Origin of the sequence: Pseudomonas sp. PSPC2-3 (genome assembly GCF_049898265.1) — a bacterium.
GTDB lineage: Bacteria > Pseudomonadota > Gammaproteobacteria > Pseudomonadales > Pseudomonadaceae > Aquipseudomonas > Aquipseudomonas veronii.
The window spans coordinates 1-601 of record NZ_JAFCXJ010000032.1 but is presented as its reverse complement, the minus strand read 5'-3'; the positions used below and the strand labels follow the sequence as shown (position 1 = coordinate 601).

Here is a 601-nt window from a genome sequence, read left to right as displayed (position 1 = left end):
AAGTAGGCTCCCACTGCTTGTACGCATACGGTTTCAGGATCTATTTCACTCCCCTCTCCGGGGTTCTTTTCGCCTTTCCCTCACGGTACTAGTTCACTATCGGTCAGTCAGTAGTATTTAGCCTTGGAGGATGGTCCCCCCATATTCAGACAAAGTTTCTCGTGCTCCGTCCTACTCGATTTCATGACTAAGAGATTTTCGCGTACAGGGCTATCACCCACTATGGCCGCACTTTCCAGAGCGTTCCGCTAATCTCAAAGCCACTTAAGGGCTAGTCCCCGTTCGCTCGCCACTACTAAGGGAATCTCGGTTGATTTCTTTTCCTCAGGGTACTTAGATGTTTCAGTTCCCCTGGTTCGCCCCTTACACCTATGTATTCAGTGTAAGGTAACCATCTTATGATGGCTGGGTTCCCCCATTCAGACATCTCCGGATCAAAGTCTGTTTGCCGACTCCCCGAAGCTTTTCGCAGGCTACCACGTCTTTCATCGCCTCTGACTGCCAAGGCATCCACCGTATGCGCTTCTTCACTTGACCATATAACCCCAAGCAATCTGGTTATACTGTGAAGACGACATTCGCCGAAAATTCGAATTTCTCA

General features: G+C 49.3%; 1 rRNA gene. It reads right to left on the bottom strand.

The annotated features are described in order from the left end of the window. Nucleotides 1-537: ribosomal RNA gene (locus tag ACP7E3_RS31890) — 23S ribosomal RNA — on the bottom strand; the annotation flags it as partial. Nucleotides 538-601: the final 64 nt, after the last annotated feature.